The sequence below is a fragment of the Pseudomonas sp. LS_2 genome (assembly GCF_042709235.1).
Lineage (GTDB): Bacteria > Pseudomonadota > Gammaproteobacteria > Pseudomonadales > Pseudomonadaceae > Aquipseudomonas.
The window spans coordinates 46,437-72,358 of record NZ_JAVAYC010000021.1 but is presented as its reverse complement, the minus strand read 5'-3'; the positions used below and the strand labels follow the sequence as shown (position 1 = coordinate 72,358).

Here is a 25,922-nt window from a genome sequence, read left to right as displayed (position 1 = left end):
AAAACGAGGAAGCAAGGGATGTTCAAGCCCACGTTCAAAGCTCTGTTCTGCGCCTTGGCGCTGTCCGCCGCAGGCCTGGCCCAGGCCGCCGATCCGGTGGTCATCAAGTTTTCCCACGTCGTTGCCGAACACACGCCTAAAGGCCAGGGTGCACTGTTGTTCAAGAAGCTGGTGGAAGAACGCTTGCCTGGCAAGGTCAAGGTCGAGGTCTATCCGAACTCGTCGTTGTTCGGCGATGGCAAGGAAATGGAGGCCTTGCTGCTTGGCGATGTACAGATGATCGCCCCGTCCCTGGCCAAGTTCGAGCACTACACCAAGCAGGTGCAATTGTTCGACCTGCCGTTCCTGTTCGACGACATCCAGGCCGTCGACCGCTTCCAGATGAGCCCTGCCGGGCAGGGTCTGCTCAAGTCCATGGAGGGCAAGGGCATTACCGGGCTCGCCTATTGGCACAACGGCATGAAGCAGCTGTCGGCCAACAAGCCACTACGCGTGCCGGGTGACGCACGCGGCCAGAAATTCCGCGTACAGGCCTCGGCAGTACTTGAGGAGCAATTCAAGGTACTGCGCGCCAACCCGCGCAAGATGAGCTTCGCCGAGGTCTACCAGGGCCTGCAGACCGGCGTGGTCAACGGCGCGGAGAACCCCTACTCGAACATCTACAGCCAGAAGATGCATGAGGTGCAGAAGTACATCACCGAGTCCAACCACGGCGTACTGGACTACATGCTGATCACCAACACCAAGTTCTGGAACGGCCTGCCGGCGGATGTGAAACCTGAGCTGGAAAAGATCATCGGCGAAGTCACCACCGAGGTGAACAAACAAGCCGACGCCCTCAACCAGGGTGACAAGCAGCGCATCCTCGACGCCAAGACCACCGAAATCATCACCCTCACCGCCGAGCAGCGCGAAGAATGGCGCAACGCGATGAAACCGGTATGGAAAAAGTTCGAGGGTGAAATCGGCGCCGACCTGATCAAGGACGCCGAAGCCGCCAACAAAGCGCAGTAAGCAGTTAGCAAGCGGTCGGCCTCGCAACCCGAGGCCGGCCTTCGTTCTTGCCCCGGAGAATGCCCATGCATGCCCTAAGACGTATCTGGGAACACTTCGAGGAAGCCTTCATCGTCTTCCTCCTGGCCGCCATGACACTGGTGACCTTCGTCTACGTGATCCTCAACAACCTCTACACCCTGTTCTACAGCCTGGCCGAACGCTGGGCCGGTGGCGCAGATGCGCTCAACGCCATCGGTGACCAGGTCATGGATGCCGCCCAGTCGATGACCTGGAGCAACGCCCTGACCAAGGCGCTGTTCGCCTGGCTGATCTTCTTCGGGCTGTCCTACGGCGTGCGTACCGCCGGCCATATCGGCGTGGACGCCCTGGTCAAGCTCGCCAGCAAACCCACCCAGCGCTTGATCGGCCTGCTCGCCTGCGCTTGCTGCCTGGGCTACGCCGGCCTGCTGAGCGTCGCCAGCTTCGAATGGATACACACCCTGTTCGTCGCCGCCATCGGCGCCGAAGACCTCGGCCACATGGGCGTGATGCAGTGGCACATCGGGCTGATCGTGCCCGTGGGCTTCGCCTTGGTGTTCATCCGCTTTGCCGAAATCTTCGTGCGTATCTTCCGGGGTCGCCAGACCGGCCTGGGCCTGGCCGACGAAGCGGCCGACGCGCTGAAACTGACCGAGCACGAGGACGACAAGCCATGACCGTACTGTTCCTGTTCGTCGCCCTGTTCGCCCTGATGTTCATCGGCGTGCCCATCGCTGTCTCGCTGGGCCTGGCCGGCTCACTGACCATCATACTGTTCAGCCCCGACTCGGTTCGCTCGCTGGCGATCAAGCTGTTCGAAACCTCCGAGCACTACACGTTGCTGGCGATTCCTTTCTTCCTGCTGGCAGGCGCCTTCATGACCACAGGTGGCGTCGCCCGTCGCCTGATCGACTTCGCCAATGCCTGCATCGGCCATGTGCGCGGCGGCCTGGCGATCGCTGCAGTATTGGCCTGCGTCCTGTTCGCCGCGCTTTCCGGCTCCAGCCCTGCCACAGTGGCGGCGGTAGGCTCCATCGCCATCGCCGGCATGGTCCGTTCGGGTTATCCACAGGCGTTCGGCGCCGGCATCATCTGTAACGCTGGCACCCTGGGCATCCTGATTCCGCCGTCGATCGTGATGGTGGTGTACGCCGCCGCCACCGAGACTTCGGTCGGCAAGCTGTTCATGGCGGGCGTGGTGCCGGGGCTGATGCTCGGGCTGATCCTGATGATCGTGATCTACATCGTCGCGGTGAAGCGCAACCTGCCGGCGCTGCCCCGGGCGACGTTCCGCGAATGGCTTACTGCGGCGCGCAAGGCCATCTGGGGGCTGCTGCTGATCATAATCATCCTCGGCGGTATCTACACCGGCATGTTCACGCCCACCGAGGCGGCGGCGGTGGCGGCGGTTTACTCGGCGTTCATCGCGCTGTTCGTGTACCGCGACATGACCTTCCGTGAAGCGCCAAAGGTGCTGCTCGAATCGGCCAAGCTGAGCATCATGCTGATGTTCATCATCGCCAACGCCATGCTGTTCGCCCACGTGCTGACCACCGAGCAACTGCCCCAGCAGATCACCGCCTGGGTGCTCGACGCCGGGCTCACGCCGGTGACCTTCCTGCTGATGGTGAACGTGGTGCTGCTGGTGGCCGGGGCCTTCATGGAGCCTTCGGCAATCATCCTGATCCTGGCGCCGATCCTGTTCCCGATCGCCATGCAGTTGGGCATTGACCCGATCCACCTGGGCATCATCATGGTGGTCAACTTGGAGATCGGCCTGATCACGCCGCCGGTAGGGCTGAACCTGTTCGTCACCTCGGCGGTGACCGGCATGCCGCTGACCGCCACGGTACGCGCCGCCGCGCCCTGGCTGCTCGTGCTGCTGGCGTTCCTGGTGCTGGTCACCTACGTGCCGTGGATATCGCTGGTGCTGCCGAACATGCTGGGTATGTAGAGGCTAAGGGAGGTAGAGCCTGAACAGGCCGCCTCCCAGCGCGCCGCCGTTGGCGATCTCGATCCGGCCCTGCACACCATTGCGCACGTGCAGGGCCGCGATACGTGCGGCGAAGTACAGGCCAAGGCCGGTGCTACCGGTCTGCGGGTCGATGCCCTGTACGTAGTCCTGTTGGCGCTCGAGCAGGCGCGGCGGATAACCGCAGCCGTCATCGTTGACGCTGATCACCAACTGCTCCCCCTCCTCCTCGACACTGATCAACAGCGCGTGGCCGGCATAGCGCACGGCATTGGTGAGCACGTTGGCCACCACCGAGGCGACCAGCTCGCGGTCGAAGAAACCCAGCGGGCTCTGCGCTTCGATACGCCAGGTGGCAAGGATGTCGCGTTGGCGGAAAACCTCCTGCTGCGCCGCGAGCTGGGCTTCGACAAAGTCTTCCAACTCGTGGTAGTCCGGGCAGATCGGCAGTTGGTTGATGCCCAGCTTGTACAAGCCCAGCAACTGCACCAGCATGCCATTGAGGTGGCGGAACTCGTGCTCGATGACCCCTTGCTCGCTGCCCGCGCGCGCCTCCTCGGGCAAGCGCGCCAGCCACTGGTCGTGGGCCTGGATCAACGCCGAAAGGGAGTTCTTCATGTCGTGCACGGTAGAGGCGATCACCGTGGAGAAATCCAGCCCCTGCTGTTTGCCGTTCATGCGCCGAACACCCGTACATGCAGCTTGCGGTAGCGGTCGTAGCGGCTATCGCTGGCCGGGATGCCCGCCACGCTGTTCAGGCAGTCGCGGCATTCCTGCATGAGCTGCGCCGAGGGCTGCTCGCCGCCAATGCGGATCAACGCTTGGGCGCTGTTCAGGGCGATGCTGATGTTCTTCGGTTGCAGCTTCAGTGCGCGGCGGAACATCGCCAGCGCCTCGTCGAGCTGCCCGGCCTGGTAGGCGCGCACGCCCTGGCGGTTGAGGTCGACCGCCTCGGTGACCGCCCCGAGCACCGAGGGGTCGTCGGTGACCTTGGCCACGCTTTGCATCACCTTGGGGTCGTCGCCGTAGGTCTCCACGCATCCCTTGAGAATCGAGGTACCCGCCGCGTCCTGGCCCAGCGCCTTGAGTTGCTTGGCCACGGTCAGGGCGGCTTCGACCGAGAAGAACTGGTCCATCTTCTCCAGCCGCTGCATGGCTTGCTCGGTGAGCTTGCCCGCGGTTTCCGCATCGCCGGCCTGCTGCAGGCTGGCGGCCTTCATCAACCGCGCGCGCACCTGCAGGCCTTGGTCCTCGACGTTCTCCTTGGCCACCTCGCTGAGCACGGTATTGATCTCGACCCGCGTACGCGCGTCCAGGCCATTGCCTTCGTTCTTGTTCATCAGCGCCTGGACAAGCCCAAGGTTGCTTTCGGCGCTCTTGTAGCGCGAGCTCTGCCCCTGGTTCACCGCGTGGCGGTAGGCCTTCGAGGCGCTGTCGTAGTCGGCGTTGTCCAGCGCCAACTTGCCCAATGCGGCCTGACGGCGTACCGCCAGGGGCGAGAGCCGTACCGCTTCTTCGAGCATGTGCTGGGCGCGCTTGCTTTCGCCTTTGGCTACCAGCACCTCGGCCATGCCATCGTACAGCCCAGGCATGATCGGGAAGGCCTTGAGTGCCTGCTCGTACACGCCTTGGGCCTGGTCTTGCTGGCCACGCTTGTGCAACAGGCTGCCGAGGGCGGAGTAGGCCCAGGGCTGCGGGCGGCTGGCGAGAATGTTCTTGAGGAATTTCTCCAGTTCGTCGAAGCGGTTCAGCTCGCGCAAGGCATCGGCGCGGTAGCGCAGGCACAGCGGGGCGAAACGCGGGTCTTGCTTGCACAACTCGGCGCAGGCAGTCAGCACCTCGGCCGGGCGGCCACGGTCGAGGGCCTGGAGGATCGGCTTGAGCAAGGTCTTGCGCTGCACCAGTTTTTCCAGGCGCTGGGCCAGGCCCACACGGTTGAAAGGCTTGGTCAGGTAGGCGTCGGGCTCGTGCTCCAGGGCGCTCAGGACAATCGACTGGCTGCTTTCGGCGGTCACCATGATGAACACGCATTCATGGCTGATCAGCTTGTCCAGCAGCAGGTCTTCGAGCACTTGCTGGCCGTTCTTCTTGCCATCGCCCAGGTGGAAGTCCTGGAGAATGAAGTCGTAGCGTTTCTGTCCGCACATGCGCAGGGCTTGCTCACCGCTGTCGGCGGTGTCCACGTCACGCACGCCGAGCTCACGCAGCATGGAACGGGTCGATGTGCGGAAGTCGGTGAAGTCGTCGACGATCAAAAAGCTTTTTTGCCCGTACTGCAGCATCAACACGACCTGTATTGGAAAGATATGAAAAGTGGTGCGTGACGACGCAGCCCGCCGAAATGTTTATCGGCAGCAGGTCGGGAAAGATGAGCTGGAAACGTCGGCACGCGAGCAGTGATAGCTATAAGCCACCATTGTACCGGGGCAAACGGCCCTCAGGCCAGCAGGCCAAGCGACTTCGCCCGGGCCACGGCTTGGGTGCGTCGCTCCACCCCCAGCTTGCTGTTGATGTGGCTGGCGTGGGTCTTGACCGTGTGCAGCGAGATGAACAGGCGTTCGCTGATCTGCTGGTTGGAGCAACCCTGGGCGATCAGTTCCAGCACCGCAAGCTCACGCCCGCTGAGGCTTTCGCTGACACCCAGGCCAGTCGCCGGCACCTGTGGCAGGCGCGTCAGCAGGTCGGCCTGGGCAGCGCCGCCGGGGCTTGTGGCGAGCTGCTCGCGTAGCCACGCCGGGTGTTCATCGAGCAGCCGCTGGAAGGGTTGCAACACACCGCCGCTGGCAGCTTCCAGCGCCTTGGGCAGCAGTCGTGCAGCGTCCTGCTCGCGCCCCTGGGCCAGTGCCAGATCGATCAGTTGACACAGTGCGCAGACCACCAGCATCAACCCGCCACTGGCCTGGCCACGCTCGCTCAATATCAGCAGGCGCCGTTCGGCATCCTCCGGGCGCTGGAGCGTGCGCTCCAGCAAGGCTTGCTGGAGTTCGATGTGCAGCGGCAGCAAGGGGTGGAATTCTGGCGCGGCGGCGGGCTGCTCACCGCCGTAGGTCTGACCCAGGCGCAACAGCCAGGACTCGGCGAGGTCGGTGCGTCCCTGGGCCAGCCACAGCTCGCACTTCACCAGGGTAATCATCGCCAGGTAGAAGATCGGCGGTACATCCCAGATATGCATCAGCCGCTCGGCCTCGGCCAACTCGGCGAAGGCTTCGGCGAAACGGCTTTCACGTCCATCGAGGGTGGCGATCACGCAGTGGCCGATGAGCACGCTCATGTCACGGCACGCCCGCGCCTCGCTAAGGCCGGCACGCAAGCGAGCCCGGCCCTGGGCCGGTTGCAGACGCGAGGCCAACAGGTAGCCTTCGTACAAGGTCAGGCGTGCGCGGATGGCGTACAGCCGCTGCCCAGACAACCCTTGCAAGCGCTGAAGGCCCTGGCGCACTTCATCCAGCGCACGGATGGCCTCGCCGCGGGCATGCAGCACCCGCGCCCGGTCATAGTGGGCCAGGGCTTCGAACAGCGGGTTGCCGACTCGCTGCGCCAACTCCAGCGCTTCACGGTTCCAACCCCTGGCGCGCCAGAAGTCACCCTCGGCGATCGCCAGGTTGGACAGCGTCGACAGGCACACCAGGCGCTGGCCGTAACGTTTTTGCGGCAAGCTTTGCAGGGCTTGCTCGCAGTAGGCCAGGGTATGCACGCGGTCGCCCCTTCCACGGGCGATCACCCCACTCAATGCCAACCACTGAGCCAGCATGGACTTTTGCGCAGTAGCCGACGGCGCCGGCAGAAAACGGCTGAGGTAACCGGCCAGTTCCTCGGCGGCATCGAGCTGGCAAGCCAGGCCCAACGCCCAGCTGTACAGCACGATCAAGCGCGGGGTGCTGATGAGCAGGCTGTCGGGCAAATCCATTTTCCAGCGCAACAGCATGCCGACGTTCTGCTCGGCCAGCAGTTGCTCCTCCGACAGGCTCTGCACCAGGTCGGCCGCAACATCCAGGCTGCCGGCACGCAGGGCTTGCTCCACCGCCTCGTCGAGCAGGCCCTGGGCCTGGAACCAGCGGCAGGCACGCAGGTGCAGGCCGGCCAGCGGCGCACTGGCCTGGCGGCTGCGCAGCAGGTCGGAGAACAGGTGATGGTAGCGGAACCAGTGCCCATGCTCGTCCAGCGGCACCAGGAACACTTGGTGAGCTTGCAGGTAACGCAGGATCGACCCGCTGTCGTCGCGCTCACGCAGGGCATCGCACAGCTCGGCGCAGAAGCGCTCTTGGCACGCGGTGTCATAGAGAAACGCCTGCACGTCGGCCGGCAGCATCTCGATGACTTCCTCGAGCAGGTAGTCGCGAATCATCCCTTCGCCGCCGTGCAGGGCCTGGGGCAATGCGTTGTCGTCCCCCGACTCGCTGGCCGCCAGTTGCCAGAAACGCAGCCCGGCCACCCAACCATCGCTGCGCTGGATCAGGTTATCCAGTGCCTGCCCGCGCAACCCCGTGGGCTGGCGACCGATGACTGCCAGGGCTTCGTCGGCGGTCAGGCGCAGGTCCTGCTCGTTGAGTTCGGCCAGTTGCCGGGACAGGCGCAGGCGCGCCAGGTGCCAGTCCGGACGCTGGCGACTGGTGACCAGCAGCAGCAAGCCAGGCGGCAGGTGGTTGAGGAAGAATTGCAGGCAGCGATCGAGCACTGGGCCCTGTGCCAGGTGATAGTCGTCGAGCACCAGCAGCAGTGGGCTGTCTGCGTGCAGATAGAGTGCAAGCTCATCGAGCAGGCCGTCGATCCACTCTTCGAAGGCAAATGGCTGATGGCGCTGGCGCATCTTCAACAGGCCCATGGCCTGCCCGCCCAGTGCCGGGCAGAACTGCTGGAGCCCTTCGAGCAGGCGTTCGAGAAAGCGCCCCGGGTCAGCGTCGCGTTGGCTCAGGCCCAGCCACAGGCTACGCCAGTGATGCGGCAGTTGTTGGCAGAATTCGATGGCCAGGGAGCTCTTGCCGAAGCCCGCTGGCGCACTGATGAGCAGCAACCGCCCCGACAACCCTGACTCCAGGCGCTGGCACAGACGTGTACGCGGCACATGCCCATCCGGCAGCGGTGGCCGGAAGAAACGCCCGTCCAGCAGACCAAGGGCCTGGCTGGCGACTCCATGCGTACGGGACAGGTCTGTCATGGCCGACTCGTTCTGATTGGAAGATTGCGGCGGTATGAATGCTTGCGAGACTAGCGGTTAAACCGTGGTATTTGAAGCTGATGGGGCCAATTAGCGATAAAAGACTACGACAAAAAGAAACAACCCTGATGGACATCAGCATCGTTTATATCGCGCTATTTTTTCCAAAACAGAAACGCCCCGGCAAGCCGGGGCGTTCTGGAAGGTCAAACACAGGTGTACAGCTTCAGGTCAACGCACCCCGGACTGACGCAGGGCGGCTGGCTGGAAGTCGGCCTTGCTGGCCGTGAAGCCGAAGTTGTAGGCGCTCTTCTCTTCGTTCTTCATGCCCAGTGCCAGGTAGCGACCCGATTGCAGGTCATAGATGGCTTCCAGGGTGTACCACGGCACCTGCACGTTGTAGTACGGCTGGGCATGGGCCTCGGACACACGCCACAACTGGTTGCGGCCGTCGTACTGGTCGATCACCGCCGCTTGCCAGGTGTCTTCGTCGATGTAGAAGTCACGCTTGGCATAGATGTGGCGCTGGCCCGGCTTGAGGGTCGCGACCACGTGCCACACACGGCGCAGTTCGTAGCGGGCGAGGTCCTGGTTGATGTGGCCGGCCTTGATGATGTCGCCGTACTTCAGCTTCGGATCATCCAGCTTGTAGGCGTTGGAGGCGATGTACAGCTCCTTCTTGCCTTCGAGCTTCCAGTCGTAGCGGTCTGGCGCGCCGTTGAACATGTCCAGGTTGTCGGAAGTACGCAGACCATCGGCGGCGGTACCTGGGCCGTCGTAGGAAACCTGCGGTGCCTGACGCACACGGCGCTGGCCGGCGTTGTAGATCCACGCCTTGCGCGGTTCCTTGACCTGGTCGAGGGTTTCGTGAACCAGCAGCACGGTACCGGCCAGGCGTGCCGGAGCGGTCACTTCCTGCATGAAGTAGAAGAGTACGTTGCCCGGGTCGGCCGGGTTGTAGTCCTTCATCTTGTCGCGGAAGACGAACTGGTCCTTGAAGTACACCAGGCTGTAGGAGCCGTTCGGCTGCGGCGTAGCCTGGGTTACCAGGCGCGTCACGCTGCCACCGCGGTAGCGGGTGATGTGGTTCCAGATCACCTCGAGGCCGCTTTTCGGGATCGGGAACGGCACCGCCGTATCGAAGTTGTTCAGGCCATTGCCGCCTTCGACCAGGGTGGTGTTGGTGGCGTTTTTCTTGATGGCGGCGAACACGTCATCAGGTACGGTGGCGCCACGGTGGGTCTTGTACACCGGAAGCTTGTAGGTCTCGGGGTAGCGCTGGAACATTGCCAGCTGGCCCGGGGTCAGCTTGTCCTTGTACTGCTGGACGTTTTGCGCGGTGATGGTGAACAGCGGCTTCTCGCTACCGTAAGGGTCGGACAGGAAACCCTTGGAGTCGGCACTGCCAGCGCTCTTGCCAAGCGGCTCCCACGGACCGATCGAGCCATCGGCGTTCCCCGCCTTCTCGGCGCCCATCGGCGTGAGGGTGGTACCGAGCTTGGCCGCTTCGTCGGCGGAAACCGCAGCCATGACGCTGGTTGCCAGCAGGGACATGCCCAGCACACCGGCTTTCAGCAGACTTGTGGTCATTTTCATTGTTGTCGTCCTGGATCAGTGTTCTTAGAAGTTCACGCCGAAGCTGAGGGCGACGAAGTCGCGATCATCCACGGTGCTGTACTTGCCATCGAAGAAGTTGGTGTACGACAGGCTTGCCGTGTAGGTGTTCTGGTACTCGGCATCCACACCCAGGCTGACCGCCTTGCGGCCTTCCTCGAAGTTGCCGCCAGGGCCTGGCGAGTAACCCGAGACGTCGTGGGACCAAGCCACGCTAGGCTTGAGGTTGACCCCAGCGAAGACGTCGTTGTAGTCCCAGATCACACGGGCGCGATAGCCCCACGAGGTGCTGGTGGTGTAGCCGTCGTTTTCGCATTTGCGGCTGCGGTTGTCGGCCGAAGCGCCAGGTCCGGCGCCGCCGATGGTGCCGGTATTGAGGATCGCCGAGCAGGTGTCGAGGCCAGCGGTAGGTGGCAGCGGGCCAGGGCCGAACACCGGGTCGCGACCGTAGCGGGTTTCACGGGCGTTTTCCAAGCCACCGACATGGGTAACGCCGACTTCGCCGACCACGGTCATGCGGCTGGCGCCCATCACCTGGTCGAAGAAGTGCGTCAGGGTGGTCTGGAACTGGGTGATTTCCTTGCGGTTGTAGCCGTGCAGGTCCTGCCCTGGAATGCCATTGAGCAGCGAGGCATTGGCCAGGGTGCCGCCGATCGGCCGTACGCCTGCATAGAGGATGTCGGTGGTGTTGAGCTGCACCGGGGCATTCGGACGGTAGCTGATTTCACCGCTCCACGCCGTGCCGGTAGGCAGGGTGGTGGAGAAGCTCAGGCCGTACAGGCGAATGTCCTCGGGGTACTCGACGAAGTACTGCGAGTTGCCCGCAACGATCAGCGGTGCCAACGGACGCAGCGCGGCAGGCAGGCCTGCGAGCCCTGCGTACACCGACGGCGCTGCACCGGTGGCGCTGAAGATCGGCGCACGGCTGTGGTAGTTCATGAAGTAGGCGCCGAACTCGGTGTCCAGAGGCTCGAACATGTAGCGCAGGGCCACGCCGAACTGGCCACCGTCACGGGCATCGCGGTCCGCGCCGCGGCGCACCAATACGCCTTCTTCGTTGAGGTTCACGCCCTGGGTAGCCAGGAACCCTCGGGCCGCAGCCGGCACGGCACGGCTGCTGTTGAGCACGCGCAGGTTGTCGGTACAGCCGTCGGAAATGATGTCCGGCTGCGAGAAGAAGGTGCCGCAGTTGTCGGTGACGGTCTGGTCCCACTCGATCTGGTAGAAGGCTTCGGCCGACAGGTTGTCGGTGATGCTCTGCGACAGGTAGAACATGTTGACCGGGATCAGGCCTTCCTTGATCTCGGCGCCTGGACGGCGGAAGGCCGAGACGTCGATCGGGTTGATCGAGTTGATGCCGCCGCCGATGAAGGTGCTTTCACCCCAGCTCACCACCTGCTTGCCCAGGCGCACGGTGCCCGGCAGGTCGGCAATGTTGTAGTTGTGGTAGACGAACGCATCGAGCAACTGGGCTCCGGAGGACTTGGCCCCCTCTTTGCGGTTGGAGTCGCTGATGTCCTTGAACTCGCGGTTCTCGTCCTTGAGTTCGAAGTCGTACCAGTACTTGCCACGGACGAAGACGCCGGTGTCGCCGTACTTGAGCTCGAGGTCGTGGATGCCTTTGAAGATCTTGGAGAAGGTCTCGCCCTTCCGGAAGTTCAGGTGGCCATCGTCGGAGGTCTGGGAGAGCCCCTTGCCGCCGTTGTTGACGCCGATCAGGTTTCTGTTCGGGTTGGCCGTCGACCAGCTGGCGCCAATGGAGAGCGATGAATCGAACTGGCCTTCGATTTCGCCGATGTTGAAACTCACACCGAACGCGGGACTTGCGAGCGTGGAAGCGAGGCTGACGGCCAAGGGCAACTTGGCCCGGCGCCAGAACTGGTTTGCAGATTTCATCGACGCTACTCCATGTACTTTTTTGTTATGGCAGTGAGTCCTTTCAGAAACGGCTCGAGCGCCCGTAGGCAGGCTCCTGCCTGTGGCGGCGCCATGGCACCGCCCTCCCCCATTCCTGAAAATCCCCTGACCCGACTATAGCCAGCGACTACAGGTGCTTGATCCCTCTAAAGTGTGATTTGCGTCTGCTGCCGACTGCGCGCCGCAGAGCGCCTTCCCAAGCGCTGGCAGTGCTCAAGCATGGCTGAATTTCCAGGTTTGACAAGGCGCCATGCCCTCTAACACGGGGGCCGCGCCGAGAACGGCGCGGCCCGCTACAGTGTTACAGGGTGGAGAGGAAGGTGCTGTTACTGGCTTGCCACTCGGTGACATCCGTGCGGATACGCTTCTTGTCGAGCTTGCCGACGCTGGTCTTGGGAATTTCAGTAACAACGGCGATCTGGCTCGGAATCGCCCACTTGTTGATGTGCCCGAGCTCGACGAACGGCTTGAGATGTTCCTTGAGCAACTTGGCGTCCAGCACGTGTTCGTCACGCAGCACCAGCAGCGCGAAGGGCCGCTCGCCCCACTGCGGGTCGGCGACCCCGACCACCGCCACTTCACGCACGGCTGGGTGACGGCTGATCAGGTCTTCGAGGTCGAGGGAGGAAATCCACTCGCCACCGGTCTTGATCACATCCTTGATGCGGTCGCGGATGTCGATATAGCCCATGCCATCGAGGGTCGCGACATCGCCGGTGTGCAGCCAGCCACCCGCCCACAGTTCTGCGCTCTTCTGCGGCTCGTTGAAGTAGCCCATGGTCAGCCACGGGGCGCGAAGCACCAGCTCGCCCTGGGTCTCGCCGTCGGCGGGCAGGAAATTGCCCTCGCCATCGACGATGGCCGCCTCTACCAGCGGTACCGGCACACCCGCCTTGATTCGATAGGTGACACGCTCGTCCTCGCTGCCGGACTTCAGTTCCTCGTTCAGGTGCGCGCAGGAAATCAACGGGCAGGTCTCGGACATGCCGTAGGCCGCCGTAAGCTGGATGCCCCGGGCCAAGGCCGCCTCGTACAAGGCGCGGTTGAGCGCACTGCCGCCGATGATGATCTTCCAGCCCCCGAAGTCCTGGCCGGCGGCGCCCGGGCAGTTGAGCAGCATCTGCAGGATGGTCGGCACGCAGTGGGAGAAGGTGACCTTCTCATCCCGCCACAGCTTGATCAGCATGTCCGGCTCGTAGCGCCCCGGGTACACCTGCTTGATGCCCATCATGGTGGCGGCATAGGGAATGCCCCAGGCATGCACGTGGAACATCGGCGTGATGGGCATGTATACGTCATCGCTGCTCAGCAGGCGGACGCTGTCGAGGCTGCCGAGCACCGAGGTCTCGGCCAGGGTGTGCAGCACCAGCTGGCGGTGGGTGAAGTACACGCCCTTGGGGTTACCGGTGGTGCCGGTGGTGTAGAAGGTGGTGGCTACCGAGTTCTCGTCGAAGTCGGGGAAGTCGTAATGCGTACTGGCGGCGGCGAGCAGTTGCTCGTACTCGCCGACCAGGCCTGGCAGATCGGCGGTCTTGTCCGGGCCGTCGGTGAGCAGCACGGTCTTGTCCACCGTGGTCAGCTGGCCGGCGATGGCCTGGTAGAGGCCGACGAAGTCGCTGTTGACCAGCACGAAGCGGTCTTCGGCATGGTTCATGGTGTAGAGGATCTGGTCCGGCGACAGGCGCACGTTGATCGTATGCACCACCGCGCCGATCATCGGGATGGCGAACATGCACTCCAGGTAGCGGTGGCTGTCCCAATCCATTACCGCCACGGTGTCGCCGGCTTTCACCCCCGCCTCGGTGAGCACGTTGGCCAGCCGGGCGATACGCTCATTGAGCTGGGGGTAGGTCAGGCGCAACTGGTCGCGGTAGACGATTTCACGGGTCTTTTCATATCGGCTGCCGGACATGAGCAGGCGCTTGATCAGCAGCGGGAAGGTGTAGGCGCCCTCTGCGGGCTGAATGACGCGGGTCTGCAACATGGGTATCCCTTTTTCTGGAAAGCTTGCCGGACAATTCAGGCACTTACTGTAGAACGGTGACGCGCCGGTCAAATCAGCCGAAGGAATGATTTGCCCAGGCGAGGTATGAGCGGCACCGTTGACGGCAAGCGTCGCGGCGCTTCAATCTGAGGCCCCCGCGAAGCCCACGATTGAGTCCGGAGCCCCTGATGCCGCAGCACGCCGTTTTCCTCGACCACCATTCCCTTGACCTGGGCGACCTCGACCTGTCGCCGCTGGTCAAGCAGTTCGACAGCTTCCAGCCCTATGCCACCACCGCACCTGAACACGTGGCCGAGCGCCTGCGCGGCGCCACCGCAGTCATCAGCAACAAAGTGATGCTCGACGCCAAGGTCCTGGCCGCCAACCCGCAGTTGAAACTGATCCTGGTGGCCGCCACCGGCACCAACAACGTCGATCTGGCCGCCGCCCGCGCCCAGGGCATCACCGTGTGCAACTGCCAGGGCTACGGCACGCCGTCGGTAGCCCAGCACACCCTGGCGCTGCTGCTGGCCCTGGCCACCCGTCTGTGCGACTACCAGCAGGCGGTGAAGGACGGAAAGTGGGCCAAGGCCAGCCAGTTCTGCCTGCTTGACTTCCCAATCGTCGAGCTCGAAGGCAAGACCCTCGGCCTGCTTGGCCATGGCGAACTGGGCGGCGCGGTGGCGCGGCTGGCCGAAGCGTTCGGCATGCGCGTGCTGAGCGGGCAGATTCCCGGCCGCCCGGTCCGGGCCGAGCGCCTGCCGCTGGACGAACTGCTGCCGCAGGTCGACGCGCTGACCCTGCATTGTCCGCTCAACGAGCATACCCGCCACATGATCGGCGCCCGGGAGCTGGCCCTGCTCAAGCCCGGCGCACTGGTAGTCAACACCGCGCGCGGCGGCCTGATCGACGAACAGGCCCTGGCCGACGCCTTGCGCAACGGCCATCTGGGCGGGGCCGCCACCGATGTGTTGAGCGTCGAGCCGCCGGTCAACGGCAACCCGCTGCTGGCCGCAGACGTGCCGCGCCTGATCGTGACCCCGCACAGCGCCTGGGGCGCGGTGGAGTCGCGCCAGCGTATCGTTGGCCAGTTGGCCGAGAATGCCCAGGCCTTCCTCGCCGGCCAGCCGCTGCGCGTGGTCAGCTGAGGCAGCGGCAGCTCTGGTACACTGCGCCACTTTTTTCAGGAGACGTCGTCCATGGACCCGCGCAGTGAAGTGTTGCTCCGCCAGGCCGAGCTGTTCCAAGGCCCGCTGATGCTCGCAGGGCTACCGGCCGACGACCTGCTCGGCCGACTGCCGCAGGCCCAGGGCTGGACCTGGCATGCCGGCGACCAGGCCCGGCTGGACGAGCGCTTCGCGGGTCGCAGCCACTACGGCGTCGAGGCCCCGGCGGTGGCCTTCGAAGCTGCGGTGCTGTTCTTGCCCAAGTCCCGCGAGCTTGCCGCCTACCTGCTCAACGCCCTGGCCGCGCGCCTGGCAGGCGGCACGCTGTACCTGGTGGGCGAGAAACGCGGCGGCATCGAAGGTGCGGCCAAGCAATTGCAGGCCTTCGGCAAGCCGCGCAAGCTGGACAGCGCGCGTCACTGCCAGCTGTGGGAGGTGACGGTGGACCAGGCACCGCAGGCCAAGCCGCTGGAAAGCCTGGCCGAACGCTTCGAACTGGAACTGGAGGACGGCCCGCTGCACATCGTCAGCTTGCCGGGGGTGTTCAGCCACGGCCGGCTGGACCGCGGCAGCGCACTGCTGCTCAAGCACCTGGACGGCTTGCCCACCGGCCATGTGCTGGACTTCGGCTGTGGCGCCGGCGTGCTGGGCGCGACGGTGAAACGGCGTTATCCACAAAGCCACGTGACCTTGCTCGACGTCGACGCCTTCGCCGTTGCCAGCAGCCGCCTGACCTTGGCTGCCAATGGACTGGAAGGCGATGTGATCAGTGGTGACGGTATCGATGCCGCACCTCAAGGGCTGGCCTTGATCCTGAGCAATCCACCGTTTCATACCGGCGTTCATACCGACTATCAGGCTTCGGAGAACTTGCTGCAAAAATCCGGCAGAAACCTGGTAAAGGGCGGCGAAATACGCCTGGTCGCCAATAGCTTCCTGCGCTACCAACCGCTCCTGGAAAGCGCCCTTGGCAACTGCCAGACCCTGGCCGAAGCGGACGGTTTCCGGATCTACAAGGCAACACGGGGTTGAACAATTAGGGCTTGCCGAAAGCGATTTCGCTAGGCAGAATCCGCTCCGTCCTAGGGGAGTAGTCTCCCGCGAGCGCCCTGCTCGCCCGGTACGCGTCAACATACTTGGCCCACAGGCCATGGCGCGTGCGACCTCACGGCCCACACAGATGGGCCAGGGGTTTGACAAGACCTATGACACGCACACCTTGCCCGGGGCGGGAAGGCTGTACGTGTCATAGCCGTGTCGACCCGCCCCCGTAGGAAATCTGATGCTGGAATCGCTACTCGTCCCCACCGCCATCGTTGCGCTCGCTGAAATCGGCGACAAGACGCAACTGCTCGCGCTCATTCTCGCCGCACGCTTTCGCAAGCCTTGGCCTATCATCGCCGGCATCGTCGCCGCCACCCTGGCCAACCACGCCGCGGCGGGCGCAGTAGGCGCCTGGGTCAGCGGTTTCTTCAGCGCGGTCACGCTGCACTGGATCCTCGCCGCGAGCTTCGCCGCCACCGCCCTGTGGACGCTGATACCGGACAAGATGGATGACGACGAAACCAGCAATGCACGGCGCTTCGGGCCGTTCCTGACGACACTGATCGCGTTCTTCCTGGCGGAAATCGGTGACAAGACCCAAGTGGCCACGGTGATGCTGGCTGCCCAGTACCCTCACCTGATCATGGTCATCATCGGCACCACCGTGGGCATGCTGATCGCCAACGTGCCCGTGGTACTCGCCGGCAACTTCGCCGCAGAAAAGCTTCCGCTCACGCTGATTCGCCGGCTGGCGGCGACTGCGTTCTTCGTGCTGGCGGCGGTGGCGGTGTACACGGCCATGCAGGCCAGTGGCTGGGTAGGCTGAGGCACAAGGCACACCCGGTCTTACAGGAAACGGCAGCGAACCTGCAGGAGCGGGCTTGCCCGCGAAGCAGGCACCGGCTTCGCCGGTGTTCTCGGCGGATCGGCGCCCGACGAGCCCGTTCGTACAGGGGCTGCGCAGCAGCCCCCAACGCCTGCAGGTTACTTCTTCGCTGCCTGGTACAGCGGCATCACCTTCGGAATAGCCGCCTGCAACGAGGCGATACGGGTATTGGAGGCAGGGTGGGTGCTCATGAACTCGGGCGGGGCGCCCTCGGATGCCTTGCTCATCTTGTTCCACAGGGTGATCGCGGCATTCGGGTCGTAGCCGGCGCGAGCGGAAAGCTCCAGGCCGATCAGGTCCGCCTCGTTCTCGTTGGAGCGGCTGTTGGGCAAGGTCATGGCGTAGTTCACCACGGTGTCGGCCAGCGCCATGCTGTCCTGGCCCAGGCCGAACAAGGCACCGGCGCCTTGGCGGGCCATCTCCACGCCATAGGCCTTGGACATCGCTTCACGGCCATGCTCGCGCAGGGCATGGGCGATCTCATGGCCCATCACCGCCGCGATCTCGGCATCGGTGAGCTGCAGCTTATCGATCAGGCCGGTATAGAAGATGATCTTGCCGCCGGGGCCGCAGTTGGCGTTGAGCTCGTCGCTCTTGATCACGTTGACTTCCCATTGCCACTGCGCAGCATCCGGGCGGAACTGCGGGGCCTGGGCGATCAGCCGGTCGGCGATGAGCTGCACGCGCTTGGCGATGGCACTGGACTTGTCCAGCACGCCCTTGCCTGACGCCTCGCTCAAGGTCTGCTGGTACGACTGCGCGTACATCTGGTTGACCTCAGCGGTAGACAGCGCACTGAACATGTACTGCTTGCGCTCAACGCCCACCGCGCCACCACTGGTGGTATTCACCGCCTGGCAGCCGCCCAATAGAAGGCCGGCGCCCAGCATGCCGAGTACAAATGATCTACGCATGGAAACACTCCCTTTCTACATGCGCCGTATCCTAGGGCCTGCTGTCCGCTGTCGCCATAGCCACAGGGAAGATTTCTTCGCACCGCCTCATGCTTTGGTATTACCCCGCCGATAACAGGGGAAACCGATCGCCACGTGCGGGGCTCTTGCAATGAAGTTCAAGTCGATCCAGTTTTCCGTCGCGGCCCTGGCCGGCGCCATCGTCCTCAGCATCGTCGCGGCCCTGGTGCTCTACGCGGTGTTCTCCAGCGAACGCACCCAGGCATTGGTCCAGCAGCGCACCCAGCAGCAGCTTGAGAGCGTGATCCAGCAACGCCTGGAGTCGATGGCTCGCACGCAGGTCAGCGAGATCCAGCGCGGCCTGGAGGCCCCCTTGGTGCTCAGTCGCGGCCTGGCGACCGTCAGCAGCCTGATCGGCATGCAAGGCAGCGACGGCAGCCCACTGCTGCAGGTAGAGCGCACGCACCTGGCCAACCTGCTCAAGCGTACCCTGGAGACCAACCCCAGCGTACTGGGTGCCTACCTGGGCTGGGAGCCGAACGCGCTGGACCGTGCCGACAGCAACAGCGAGCGCTTCCTACCCTGGTGGTTCCGCAATGCCGACGGCAGCCTGGGCTACGACCGCCTGATCGATGTCAACGACCATACCGTGCTGTCCACCGGCGTGCGCGCCAGCGAGTACTACCTTTGCCCCAAGGAAACCCTGAAGGCCTGCGTGATCGACCCGGCGCCCTACAAGGTCGGCGACAAAATGGTCATGCTCGCCTCGTTCGTCGAGCCGATCCTGGTCAATGGACAGTTCCAGGGCATCGCTGGCGCCGACCTGTCGGTCAACTTCATTCAGGACCTGCTCAACGCGGCCGACCGTCAGCTGTATGACGGTGCGGGCGAGCTGGCATTGGTCTCGAGCAATGGCCGGTTGGTGGCCTATACCCGCGATGCCACGAAATTCGGTGAGAAGGCCAGCGACGTGCTGGACGCCTCCGAGGCTGCGACACTGGCCAGCCTCAAGGGTGAGGAAATCACCTACAGGGTCGACTCGAGCAAGGATCGCATCGAGCTGTTCCTGCCGTTCAAGGTCGCCAACACCGACGCCCGCTGGGCGCTGCTGCTGGAAATGCCGCTGAGCACGGTGATGGCCGACGCCAAGCACTTGCAGAACGAGCTGGCCGAGCAGCGCAAAACCGACATCACCGGCATGACGCTGGTGGGCCTGGCCATTGCCGCCGTGGGCCTGCTGGTGATCTGGCTGCTGGCCCACGGCATCGCCCGCCCGCTGCGCCAGATGGTGGCAATGCTCGATGACATCGCCCAGGGCGAAGGCGACCTGACCCGCCGCCTGCAAAGCGACCGCGCCGACGAGCTGGGCGCCATCGCCAAGGGCTTCAATACCTTCCTGACCAAGCTGCAGACCATGATCAGCCAGGTGGTCACCTCGGTGCAGAAGGTCAGCGACTCGTCCGAGCACACCGCCGACATCGCCATTCGCACCAACCAGGGCGTGCACAAGCAGATGGTCGAGATCGACCAGGTGGCCACCGCCGTGCACGAAATGACCGCCACCGCCCAGGACGTGGCGCGCAACGCCACCCATGCGGCGCACGCGGCAAGCAATGCCGACCAGGCAGCCAACCAGGGCTTGCAGATAGTGCGCGACACCTCGCGTTCGATCAGTGTGCTGGCCAGCGAGATTGGCCGCGCGGTGACGGTTGTGCAGGACCTGGCGCGCGACAGCGAGAACATCAATGCCATTCTCGTGGCGATCCGCGCCATTGCCGAGCAGACCAACCTGCTGGCACTCAACGCCGCCATCGAGGCCGCCCGTGCTGGCGAGCAGGGGCGCGGCTTCGCGGTGGTCGCCGATGAAGTGCGCAACCTGGCTCAGAAGACCCAGCAGGCCACCGAAGAAATCCAGCAGATGATCCAGCAGCTTCAGCAAGGCACCCGCGATGTGGTCAAGGTGATGGAAGACAGCCAGGGCAAGACCGACGACAGCGTGCAGCAGGCCACCCGTGCGGCAGAGGCGCTGGAAAGCATCACCCAGGCGGTGTCGGTGATCAACGACATGAACACGCAGATCGCCAGCGCTGCCGAACAGCAGAGCGCGGTGGCCGAGGACATCAACCGCAACGTCATCAATATCGGCCAGGTGGCCGGCGAGGTCGCCGGCGGGGCGGATGAGTCGAGCCAGGCCAGTGCCGAGCTGACCAAGCTGGCCGAGCAGCAGCGGCGCCTGATCAACCAGTTCAGGGTTTGATGGGTGGGGCGTCAGCGATGGTTTCTTCGCGGACAAGCCCGCTTCACGCCGGGGTCAGGCACTCCGGTGCATCCAGCTTGGGGTTATTGACGAAGTTCGCCAGCGCCCGCTCGCGCAGCGCAGCGGGCGGGCTGGCCAGCAACTCGTGCAGCCTGGCGATTGGCGTTTGCGGATCGAGCCAGGCCGCCTGCCCCGCTTCATCCAGAATCAACGGCCGACGCTGGTTGACCGCTGCCTGGGTCACCACGGCGCAACTGAGCCAAACCTGCTCCTGCACAGGGTACGCCTCCCACACCGCCGCATAGAACAGCGACGCGCCCTCGCCCGGCGTCAACCAGTACGGGCGTTTGCGTGCCGTACCCCGCCATTCGTAGAAACCATTGGCCGGCATCAGGCAACGCCGTTCAAGGAACGCCCCGCGAAACATCGGCTGATCGGCCAGGGTTTCCGCGCGGGCCTGGGCCGGGGTACGGGTGAGGTCGGTCAGCCATGGCGGGGTCAGGCCCCAGCGCGCGCGGGCCAGTTGCAGCTGGCCGTCGAGCTGGCGCTGGATCAGCACCGAGGCTCCGGGGGCGATGTTCCAATGGGCTTGCTGGTCGCTCGGAAAGCCCGGCAGGGCGGCGAAGCCGGGGGTCCAGCGAAAGAGGGCGTAACGTCCACACATAAGGCGAAAACAACCTAGAATCTGTCTGAAATATGCCTGCACTCGTCCATACTGCGTTGAAACGGGGCTCGGAATACTCATGTACTACAGTACACTGCGCTTCCTCGCCCCGTTTCGCCTTGTCTGGCCTTCGCGCAGACACATTTCAGACAGACCCTAGCAGATCAGGGTACCGGGGAAACTCTCCGGTTCGTCGCCGGCAAGTGGCTGGGCCGCATTGTACTCATCGATCAGCTGGCGTGCGTACCCGGCCTGCTCATCGGTCACCGCCAAGGCCAGCAGGCCCTGCATCGGCAGGTCGCCCATGGCCCCGACCAGGTCGCGGCCGACCACATGCACCTCGATGCCCTCGCTGGCCAGCATGCCCACCAGCATCTCGGCCTCCATCAGGCTGGCCGGTTCATAGATACGTTGCATCAAGCGTCATCCTCGCGTCGTACATCGAGCATCCATTCGTCACCGTGCACCTGCAGGATGAACACAATAGGCTGGCAGCATACCTGACAGTCCTCGGTGTAGACCTGATCGCCCCCAGACAGGTCGATCGTGGTTTCCACCGACTCGCCACAATAAGGACAACGATAGAAGTCGGTCTCTAGCATCTTGGGGCCTGCGCAGTGACTTGTGCGTATAATTGCCGGTCTATTTACAGGGCCTGCGTGTGTCCGAGCCGTTTTTCGAACCCCACCCCTATCTATTACCCTAGCCGTTTCCAACAAGAGAGCATGATGGGCGAATTCGATGCCATCCGACCGTACGACGACGCTGAGGTCCCTGCCGTTCTGGCACGCCTGCTCAGCGACCCGGCATTCCTCGATATCCTCACCCACTTCCGCTTCCCCCGCGCGGCGGGCGCCTTCGGCTGGCTGCTCAAACCGCTGATCGCCCGGCGCCTGCGCCAGGAGTTCGCCGGCGTCAGCTGCGTATCCACCTTGCAGGACAAGGTCGAGTACTACGTCGACCGCACCATCGACCGCGCCACCGACGGCGTCACCTACACCGGCGTGGAACAGCTCAAGGCCGGCACCGCCTACCTGTTCCTGGCCAACCACCGCGACATCGTGATGGACCCGGCTTTCGTCAACTACGCGGTGTACCACGCAGGCCTGCCGACGCCACGTATCGCCATCGGCGACAACCTGCTGCAAAAGCCGTTTGTCAGCGACATGATGCGCCTGAACAAGAGCTTCATCGTGCACCGCTCGCTGAGCGGTCGACGCGAGAAGCTGGCTGCCTACCAGCTGCTGTCGGCCTATATCAACCACTCCATCCGCAACGACGGCGCCTCGATCTGGATCGCCCAGGCCGAAGGTCGCGCCAAGGACGGTGACGACCGTACCGACTCGGCGATCCTCAAGATGTTCCACATGAGCCGCAAGGAAGAGCCGTTCGGCACGGTGATCCAGGGTCTGAACCTGATCCCGGTATCAATCAGCTACGAATACGACCCCTGCGACCAGGCCAAGGCCCGCGAGCTGTACATCCGCGCCACCACCGGCAGCTACACCAAGGCCCCCGGCGAGGACGACAACAGCATCGCCCTGGGCATCACCGGCTACAAAGGCCGGGTGCACATCAACTTCGCGCCACCGGTGACCGAGTACTTCGAGGACACCAAGCAATTGGCCCAGGAAATCGACCGACAGATTCTCGGCGGCTACCGGCTGTTCCCGGCTCACTACCTGGCCTACGCGATGTGGGAAGAAAAGGACGAGGCCCTGGGTGTGCCGAGCGCCGACACACTGTTCCCAGCCGATGAGCTGGAGCGCGCCAAGGCCGAATGGCAGCGCCGCCTGGACGCCTGCCCGGTGGAACATCGCCCCTATCTGGTACTGCAATACGCAACGCCGGTGCGCAACCAGTACCAGGTCAAGGCGCACAGCCCGGTGGCCTGATGTTTCCGGGGCCGCCCAGCGGCCCCGGCGACTCACACCACGGTGCTGAACCAGGACAGCAACAGCGCCATGGCCAGGCAGGAGAAGCCGAGGACGTAGTAGTAACGCGGTACGCGCTGGTAGAAGGCATCCACCACGCCCTCCTCGGCGGCCAGGCTCTCACGGGCCTGCACCTCGCGGCGGCGGGCGACGTGCAGCAGCAAGCCGCCCGGGCAGGTGATGAGCAGGGCCAGCACATTGATGAGCTTGGCCGGGTGGGCAGCCAGGAGCCCCCAGAGCAATTGCAGCGACATCGCACAACCTCGTAGCGACGAAAACGAAGCCAGGCATTCTACCCAAGGCCAACGCACCCGCCCGGTTTTTGCGACCAACTGTCACAAGGTTTCACCTGTCATACGCACGTCACACGGCCACGCCACCCTGTCGGCCTTTTCTGACAGGAACTCACCATGCTGCACGCCGAAAACCAGGACCGTCTCTATCTCGTGGCCCAGAACGATGAACAACAAGCGCTGATCGACGGTTTCGCCATCAACGTCCATGACCGCCGCTGGCTGGTCTACTGCGCCCTCGGCGGGCATGCGCACGATGACCTGCCGGAAATCGATGCAGGCACGGGCCTGAGCATGCTGGACTTTGGCATCGCGGCTGCTTGAACGCAGCCCGATAGGCCTTTGTGCTCCAGCATCCTCAATGCCCTGGCACTCGCACATGACGCGCGCCGGCCTGGAAACCGTGGCCACGTGCCGACCACGCGATGACGAAACCGACTACCACCACCAGCACCAACGCTGGCGGGAAAGACATCACTCCCCAGGCCTCAGGCAGTACGCCCCCTAGCAAACCCCCCCCCGCAATGGCGCTGTTCCAGGCCACAACGTTCATCGACAAGGCCACGTCAGCCCCCTCGCCCGCCGTATCTGCCAATGCCGTCTGCAAAAGCGTTGCCGCGCCACCGAAGGTCAACCCCCACACAGCCACGCCGATGTAGATGGCAGCCGGAACGCGAGCCAGCCAGACGAACAGCAAGGCCACCATTGCGAAGACCGCCAGGCTGCCCAGGACCGTGGCGCGCAAGTGGTGATCGACAAGCCGACCGGTAATGCCGATGGCGATGAGTGCCGCCACGCCGAAGGTCAGCAGCACCAGGTCCACCTGCGTGGCCAAGCCCGCTTGTACGACGAACGGCGCGATGTAGGTGTAGAGAAGGTTGTGGGCCAGCATCCAGGCGATCACCACGCCCAGCACGGGTCGTACTCCCGGCGTGGTGAACACTTTGCGCAGCGGCAAGCGCTCGTGCCCCGCCTGGCCCGGATAATCCGGCACCTTGGCCAGCACCCAGACGATCAACACCAAGGTCAGTGCCGACATCAAGACAAACGCACTGCGCCAGCCGATTACGGTGCCGAGCCAAGTGCCCAAAGGCACGCCCAGCGACAGCGCGATCGGCGTACCAACCATTGCCACGGCCAACGCCTTGCCTTGCTGGCGCACCGGCACCATCCGGCGCGCGTAGCCAGCCAGCAAGCTCCACGCAAGCCCGGCCGAGACGCCGGCGAAGAATCGAGCAGCGAGCGTCAGCCAGTAGTTCGACGAAAACGCGGTGATCGAATTGAAAACGAGAAAGCCGACGATAGCGACCAGCAAGACCTTGCGCCGCCGCCAGCCCTGCGTGGCAATCGTTAGGGGAATGGCGGCCAGCATTGAACCTAGTGCATAGGCGGTCACTGCCTGCCCTGCCAGCGCGGTAGAAATGCCTAGGCCCGTCGCCATCTGCGGCAACAGACCGGCCGGCAATGTTTCGGTGATGATGCAGATGAAGCCGGTCATGGCCAAGGCGAGCAATGCGGCCAGCGGAAATCGGTCGTCCTGGGTGCTGGCCGCTGCCGGAGAGGCCGTTGAAGTGGTTGTCATCGCAATGAATGTCTCGGTGAAAGTGAGAGGGGGTGAGCTACTGCGAACGCAGAAGACCATATATATACCGATCGATACATTAGTGAGGGCAGCGCTCGATTGTCAACGACTTATGTATTGACTAGTATATAAATCACGGCATTTTCCTGGAGTCCGACATGGCGGAAATGGGGCGCCCACGCACTTTCGACCGCGACAAGGCGGTCGAGCAAGCGATGCACATCTTCTGGCAGTACGGCTACGAGTCGACCTCGCTGGCCCAGCTCAAGGCCGGTATTGGCAACGGTATTTCCGCGCCTAGCTTCTACGCAGCCTTCGGCTCCAAGGAGGCGCTGTTCCAGGAATGCGTGCAACGCTACCTGTCCACCCACGCACAGGTGACGGAGCCACTGTGGGATACCGGCATCCCTCCTCGTGAAGCCATTGAAACGGCGTTGCGCAGCTCGGCGAGGATGCAATGGGAAGAAGGTCACCCCACAGGCTGCATGGTTGGACTTGGCGTCATGAGCGCTCCCTCCGAGGAACACGCCGCTGCGACGATGCCCTTGACCCGCTCTCGGGCTCGGACCAGAGCAGGGTTCGTGGCCTGCGTGCAACGAGGCATCGACAGCGGTGAATTGCGAGCCGATACCCAGGCCCAGACCCTTGCGAGGGTGTTCGAAGCCTTTCTGCTTGGCTTGTCCACCTTGGCCCGCGACAACATTCCCTACGCGGCGATAGAGGCTTCCATCACCCAGGCAATGTCGGCGTGGGATGCGGCGACGGCTCCCGCGGCGCCAGGAGGCACGGCCGGAACATAAAAAAAACCCGCTGCCTGTCGCCAGGCAGCGGGTTTTCTTCATTCAAGCGGCGAAGGTTACTCGCCCAGCACCTGACCGATGGTCGGGTCCTTGAACAAGCGGGTCAGTGCATCGCTGAGCACATCGCTGACCAGCTTGGTGTTGGTTTCCTCGTTCGGCGCCATGCCGAAACGCTGGTCGAGGGAAGCGCCGTAACGACCGCTGTAGCGGCGATTGGCATTGGACACGTCGGCGCGGAAGGTGGCGCCGATGGTCGCCTCGGTCACGTACATCTTGTCCTTGGGCGACTGGTACTTGAGCTCGGCCAGCGTCACGGTCAGTTGCGGCGCGTTGTAGGCATTGGGTGTCGGGGTGAAGCCCAGCAGGCGCACCGCCGCTTCGGCCTGGGCCTGCAGCTTGGGCAGTACATCATTGGCACCGACACTGATGGTGCTGGTTTCAGGGTACATGCCGCCACGGGTGCCCAGCGCTGGCGACGCACGGCCATCAACCACCTTGACCACGACCGGCTGGCCACGGCCTACCGGTTGCAGCTGGGCGTTGAGCTTGGGTTGTGGGCTGAGTTGTTGCGGGCTGTGGGCACAACCGACCAGGCTCAGCGTGGCCACCGCGATCAAACCGAACAACAGACGTTGCAGCATGCGCATTTCTCCAGAAAAAGCGGCAAAGGCCCACAGTATACCCAGCCTGATACAGGCCAGTCAT

General features: G+C 63.8%; 23 protein-coding genes, 1 pseudogene and 1 riboswitch. Of the genes and pseudogenes, 11 read left to right on the top strand and 13 right to left on the bottom strand.

Going from position 1 to position 25,922, the window contains the following annotated elements; all coding sequences use genetic code 11:
• Window positions 1-18: 18 nt before the first annotated feature.
• The 3 genes from dctP to dctM all read left to right on the top strand — a co-directional run bounded on the left by dctP (window position 19) and on the right by dctM (window position 2,989).
• Window positions 19-1,014, top strand: coding sequence for a C4-dicarboxylate TRAP substrate-binding protein DctP (gene dctP / locus RAC97_RS18340; protein ID WP_375100845.1), 996 nt, complete (start codon window positions 19-21; stop codon window positions 1,012-1,014).
• A gap of 65 nt (window positions 1,015-1,079) precedes the next feature.
• Window positions 1,080-1,712, top strand: a complete 633-nt coding sequence (locus RAC97_RS18335; RefSeq protein ID WP_375100846.1) for a TRAP transporter small permease — start codon at window positions 1,080-1,082, stop codon at window positions 1,710-1,712.
• The gene (gene dctM / locus RAC97_RS18330; protein WP_375100847.1) at window positions 1,709-2,989 is read left to right on the top strand and encodes a C4-dicarboxylate TRAP transporter large permease protein DctM; all 1,281 of its coding nucleotides are present in this window, start codon (window positions 1,709-1,711) and stop codon (window positions 2,987-2,989) included. The genes RAC97_RS18335 and dctM overlap by 4 nt, the downstream gene beginning before the upstream one ends.
• A 3-nt stretch (window positions 2,990-2,992) precedes the next feature.
• On the opposite strand, the gene RAC97_RS18325 is transcribed toward dctM, so the two are convergent.
• The 6 genes from RAC97_RS18325 to RAC97_RS18300 all read right to left on the bottom strand — a co-directional run bounded on the left by RAC97_RS18325 (window position 2,993) and on the right by RAC97_RS18300 (window position 13,677).
• Window positions 2,993-3,685 carry a sensor histidine kinase gene (locus tag RAC97_RS18325; protein WP_375100848.1) on the bottom strand — a complete coding sequence of 231 codons (693 nt, stop codon included), beginning with the start codon at window positions 3,683-3,685 and terminating at the stop codon, window positions 2,993-2,995.
• A complete protein-coding gene (locus tag RAC97_RS18320; RefSeq protein WP_375100849.1) occupies window positions 3,682-5,289 on the bottom strand; it encodes a response regulator in 1,608 nt (535 codons plus the stop codon). The genes RAC97_RS18325 and RAC97_RS18320 overlap by 4 nt, the downstream gene beginning before the upstream one ends.
• Before the next feature lie 155 nt (window positions 5,290-5,444).
• Window positions 5,445-8,162: a LuxR C-terminal-related transcriptional regulator gene (locus RAC97_RS18315; protein ID WP_375100850.1), complete on the bottom strand. Its 2,718-nt coding sequence runs from the start codon at window positions 8,160-8,162 to the stop codon at window positions 5,445-5,447.
• A 231-nt stretch (window positions 8,163-8,393) separates the two neighbouring features.
• On the bottom strand, window positions 8,394-9,758 hold the full coding sequence (locus RAC97_RS18310) for a DUF1329 domain-containing protein (protein WP_375100851.1): 1,365 nt from the start codon (window positions 9,756-9,758) through the stop codon (window positions 8,394-8,396).
• Between the two features lie 24 nt (window positions 9,759-9,782).
• Entirely contained in the window at window positions 9,783-11,672 is a 1,890-nt protein-coding gene (locus RAC97_RS18305; RefSeq protein WP_375100852.1) for a DUF1302 domain-containing protein, read from the bottom strand.
• Window positions 11,673-11,994: 322 nt separating this feature from the next.
• On the bottom strand, window positions 11,995-13,677 hold the full coding sequence (locus RAC97_RS18300; RefSeq protein ID WP_375100853.1) for a fatty acid--CoA ligase: 1,683 nt from the start codon (window positions 13,675-13,677) through the stop codon (window positions 11,995-11,997).
• Between the two features lie 188 nt (window positions 13,678-13,865).
• Here RAC97_RS18300 and RAC97_RS18295 point away from each other — a divergent pair, with 188 nt between their 5' ends.
• The 3 genes from RAC97_RS18295 (at window position 13,866) to RAC97_RS18285 (ending at window position 16,713) form a co-directional block, all read left to right on the top strand.
• Window positions 13,866-14,825: a 2-hydroxyacid dehydrogenase gene (locus RAC97_RS18295; RefSeq protein WP_375100854.1), complete on the top strand. Its 960-nt coding sequence runs from the start codon at window positions 13,866-13,868 to the stop codon at window positions 14,823-14,825.
• Between the two features lie 51 nt (window positions 14,826-14,876).
• On the top strand, window positions 14,877-15,875 hold the full coding sequence (locus RAC97_RS18290) for a methyltransferase (protein ID WP_375100855.1): 999 nt from the start codon (window positions 14,877-14,879) through the stop codon (window positions 15,873-15,875).
• 41 nt (window positions 15,876-15,916) lie between these two features.
• A riboswitch (yybP-ykoY riboswitch) is annotated at window positions 15,917-16,037 on the top strand.
• An 88-nt stretch (window positions 16,038-16,125) separates the two neighbouring features.
• Window positions 16,126-16,713 (top strand): TMEM165/GDT1 family protein, encoded by a 588-nt coding sequence (locus RAC97_RS18285; protein WP_375100856.1) that lies wholly within the window; start codon window positions 16,126-16,128, stop codon window positions 16,711-16,713.
• Window positions 16,714-16,871: 158 nt separating this feature from the next.
• Here RAC97_RS18285 and RAC97_RS18280 read toward each other — a convergent pair whose 3' ends face one another.
• The gene (locus tag RAC97_RS18280; RefSeq protein ID WP_375100857.1) at window positions 16,872-17,687 is read right to left on the bottom strand and encodes a M48 family metallopeptidase; all 816 of its coding nucleotides are present in this window, start codon (window positions 17,685-17,687) and stop codon (window positions 16,872-16,874) included.
• Window positions 17,688-17,838: 151 nt separating this feature from the next.
• On the opposite strand from RAC97_RS18280, the pseudogene RAC97_RS18275 reads away from it, so the two are divergent.
• Window positions 17,839-19,086: pseudogene (locus RAC97_RS18275) on the top strand (HAMP domain-containing protein); the annotation flags it as partial.
• A 15-nt stretch (window positions 19,087-19,101) separates the two neighbouring features.
• Window positions 19,102-19,944 carry a methyl-accepting chemotaxis protein gene (locus RAC97_RS18270; protein ID WP_377748296.1) on the top strand — a complete coding sequence of 281 codons (843 nt, stop codon included), beginning with the start codon at window positions 19,102-19,104 and terminating at the stop codon, window positions 19,942-19,944.
• A gap of 43 nt (window positions 19,945-19,987) precedes the next feature.
• On the opposite strand, the gene RAC97_RS18265 is transcribed toward RAC97_RS18270, so the two are convergent.
• The 3 genes from RAC97_RS18265 to RAC97_RS18255 all read right to left on the bottom strand — a co-directional run bounded on the left by RAC97_RS18265 (window position 19,988) and on the right by RAC97_RS18255 (window position 21,210).
• Window positions 19,988-20,608, bottom strand: a complete 621-nt coding sequence (locus RAC97_RS18265) for an SOS response-associated peptidase (RefSeq protein ID WP_375100858.1) — start codon at window positions 20,606-20,608, stop codon at window positions 19,988-19,990.
• A gap of 156 nt (window positions 20,609-20,764) precedes the next feature.
• Window positions 20,765-21,025 carry a putative signal transducing protein gene (locus tag RAC97_RS18260; protein ID WP_375100859.1) on the bottom strand — a complete coding sequence of 87 codons (261 nt, stop codon included), beginning with the start codon at window positions 21,023-21,025 and terminating at the stop codon, window positions 20,765-20,767.
• On the bottom strand, window positions 21,025-21,210 hold the full coding sequence (locus RAC97_RS18255) for a CPXCG motif-containing cysteine-rich protein (protein WP_375100860.1): 186 nt from the start codon (window positions 21,208-21,210) through the stop codon (window positions 21,025-21,027). The genes RAC97_RS18260 and RAC97_RS18255 overlap by 1 nt, the downstream gene beginning before the upstream one ends.
• Window positions 21,211-21,336: 126 nt before the next feature.
• Between RAC97_RS18255 and RAC97_RS18250 the strand changes: the two genes are divergently transcribed.
• Entirely contained in the window at window positions 21,337-22,503 is a 1,167-nt protein-coding gene (locus RAC97_RS18250) for a 1-acyl-sn-glycerol-3-phosphate acyltransferase (protein ID WP_375100861.1), read from the top strand.
• 32 nt (window positions 22,504-22,535) lie between these two features.
• On the opposite strand, the gene RAC97_RS18245 is transcribed toward RAC97_RS18250, so the two are convergent.
• Window positions 22,536-22,796: a hypothetical protein gene (locus tag RAC97_RS18245; protein WP_375100862.1), complete on the bottom strand. Its 261-nt coding sequence runs from the start codon at window positions 22,794-22,796 to the stop codon at window positions 22,536-22,538.
• 156 nt (window positions 22,797-22,952) lie between these two features.
• Between RAC97_RS18245 and RAC97_RS18240 the strand changes: the two genes are divergently transcribed.
• Window positions 22,953-23,159, top strand: coding sequence for a hypothetical protein (locus tag RAC97_RS18240; RefSeq protein WP_375100863.1), 207 nt, complete (start codon window positions 22,953-22,955; stop codon window positions 23,157-23,159).
• A gap of 34 nt (window positions 23,160-23,193) precedes the next feature.
• Here RAC97_RS18240 and RAC97_RS18235 read toward each other — a convergent pair whose 3' ends face one another.
• Window positions 23,194-24,417 (bottom strand): MFS transporter, encoded by a 1,224-nt coding sequence (locus tag RAC97_RS18235; protein WP_379671500.1) that lies wholly within the window; start codon window positions 24,415-24,417, stop codon window positions 23,194-23,196.
• Between the two features lie 158 nt (window positions 24,418-24,575).
• Here RAC97_RS18235 and RAC97_RS18230 point away from each other — a divergent pair, with 158 nt between their 5' ends.
• Complete coding sequence (locus RAC97_RS18230; protein ID WP_375100865.1) at window positions 24,576-25,217, top strand: TetR/AcrR family transcriptional regulator; 642 nt, start codon at window positions 24,576-24,578, stop codon at window positions 25,215-25,217.
• A gap of 56 nt (window positions 25,218-25,273) precedes the next feature.
• On the opposite strand, the gene RAC97_RS18225 is transcribed toward RAC97_RS18230, so the two are convergent.
• Window positions 25,274-25,858, bottom strand: a complete 585-nt coding sequence (locus RAC97_RS18225; protein WP_375100866.1) for a YajG family lipoprotein — start codon at window positions 25,856-25,858, stop codon at window positions 25,274-25,276.
• Between the last annotated feature and the right edge of the window lie 64 nt (window positions 25,859-25,922).